Annotated in this window: 4 protein-coding genes; 1 reads left to right on the forward strand and 3 read right to left on the reverse strand. The window is 59.5% G+C overall.

Going from position 1 to position 1,920, the window contains the following annotated elements; all coding sequences use genetic code 11:
• From EN925_RS33915 to EN925_RS33925, 3 genes are all read right to left on the reverse strand, one after another.
• A partial coding sequence (locus EN925_RS33915; protein WP_281040686.1) for a biotin carboxylase N-terminal domain-containing protein occupies nucleotides 1-301 on the reverse strand: 301 nt, incomplete at its 3' end.
• Nucleotides 301-534 carry an acetyl-CoA carboxylase gene (locus tag EN925_RS33920; protein ID WP_013533152.1) on the reverse strand — a complete coding sequence of 78 codons (234 nt, stop codon included), beginning with the start codon at nucleotides 532-534 and terminating at the stop codon, nucleotides 301-303. The genes EN925_RS33920 and EN925_RS33915, both read right to left, overlap by 1 nt.
• Nucleotides 535-600: 66 nt before the next feature.
• Nucleotides 601-1,323, reverse strand: a complete 723-nt coding sequence (locus EN925_RS33925) for a LamB/YcsF family protein (RefSeq protein ID WP_013533151.1) — start codon at nucleotides 1,321-1,323, stop codon at nucleotides 601-603.
• A gap of 135 nt (nucleotides 1,324-1,458) precedes the next feature.
• Here EN925_RS33925 and EN925_RS33930 point away from each other — a divergent pair.
• A partial coding sequence (locus EN925_RS33930) for a LysR family transcriptional regulator (RefSeq protein WP_164894587.1) occupies nucleotides 1,459-1,920 on the forward strand: 462 nt, incomplete at its 3' end.

Consider the following 1,920-nt stretch of genomic DNA (forward strand, 5'->3'; position numbering starts at 1 on the left):
CCAATGCAGCGCCTGTGACCGCGTCGGAAAACGCGGCATTCTCGGCAAGGAACCCATAGCCTGGATGAACACTGTCGCAACCGGTGTCGCGGGCAGCCTTCAGAATTGCTTCGACATTGAGATAGGACTTCTTTGCAGCTGGTGGGCCGATGTTGACCGCTTCATCCGCAAGCTGGACGTGGAGCGACTCGGCGTCTGCGGCCGAATACACCGCCACGGTGGCGATCCCCAGATCTTGCGCGGCCCGGATGATCCTGACCGCTATCTCGCCCCGGTTGGCAACCAGAAGCTTTTTCAGCATCAGTCGAGATCCGCAATAGGTGCGCCGGCCATGATGGGGTCCTCATTGTCGGCAATGAAGCGGATGTTCGTACCGGCCGTCTCGGCCCTCACTTCGTGGAACGACTTCATCACTTCGATGAGACCGATTACGTCTCCGGCGGACACCGCGTCGCCATCCGCCTTGTATGGCGGCTGGTCTGGCGAAGCGCTGCGATAAAAAGTGCCGGGAAGAGGTGAAAGAATCTGGGCCATAAAAAGCTCCGGAAAACTGCGGACAGACTAATCTGGAACCGCCCGCGCGGGCGGGTTCGGTCGAGTTCAGTGCCAGGGGGCGATTGCGGTGCGCACGGCCCGGGCTATTTCGATGGCGTTCGGCGTATCGGAATGCACGCAGATGGTTTCGCAGCGTACAGGGAAGAAACTGCCGTCCTCTGCCGTGCCCTCGCCCTCCCTGATGGCGCGTACGCACCGCTCGGCCATCTCTGCGGGGTCCTTGGCGTCATGAACGCGTGTCAAGATCAGCTTGCCGGAGGCATCGTAGTCGAGATCGGCATAGAACTCAGCGACAAATGGGATACCGCGCTCTTGATAGATCTTCTCATGCAGGGTGCCCGTCATGCCGAAGAGGGGTACGCCGAAAATCTCTGCCGCGTCGCACACGCCATGGGCTATTGCCTCCTGCTGCATGGCCATGAAGTAGAGGCTGCCATGCGGCTTGATGTGGTGGAGTTCCACACCCTCGGCCTTGAGGAAGCCGGCAAGCGCTCCCACCTGGTAAATGATGGTGTTCCTGACTTCTTCGCGGGTCATCCGCATCTCGCGCCGGCCGAAACCCTGAATGTCGGGCAAGCCTGGATGGGCGCCGATCTTTACGCCACTCGCCTTGGCGCTGCGGACGGCGGCGTGCATGTGATCCGGATCGGAAGCGTGAAAACCACAGGCGACATTGGCAACGTCGATGATGGGCATCATGCCCATATCATCGCCAACCTTGTAGAGGCCAAAGCTTTCGCCCATGTCGCAGTTTAGCGTCACCGCCATCGCATTGTTACCCCTCGAAGCTGCCGTCTTTGCGGCGTTGCAGCATTTTTTGCGCATGCGAGGGCATTTGTGAAATAGTAGTTTATTGATTGTCATATCAAAAAAACAGATAATGGTTCTGGGCCAGGGCGCACCATGACCATCACCTTGAAACAGCTGGATTATTTTATCGCGACCGCCGAGAGCGGACAGGTCAGTCATGCCGCGGTGGAACTCAACATCTCGCAATCGGCGGTCACTGCGGCGATAAAGACGCTCGAGGCTGACCTGGGCGTACGGCTTTTGGAGCGTAACCACGCTGGCGTAAGACTGACGATGGAGGGCGCGCGGTTTCTTGAACATGCGCGTGTTATCACCGGGGCCGTCGCTGCCGCCGTCCGAAGCCCGTTGCGCGATAGGAAAGGCCTGGCGGGCAAGCTGCGGCTGGGCATGACCTACACGGTCGTCGGCTACTACATGTCGCGCCACTACGCGCGCTTTCGAAAGACCTATCCCGAGATCGAGGTCGAGGTGCTGGAATTGCCCCGAGACGCTCTCGAAAGCGGCTTGATGTGCGGGGACATCGACATGGCCGTGATGCTGGTGTCCAACCTGGAG

This window comes from Mesorhizobium sp. M7A.F.Ca.US.006.04.2.1 (genome assembly GCF_004022915.1).
GTDB lineage: Bacteria > Pseudomonadota > Alphaproteobacteria > Rhizobiales > Rhizobiaceae > Mesorhizobium > Mesorhizobium ciceri.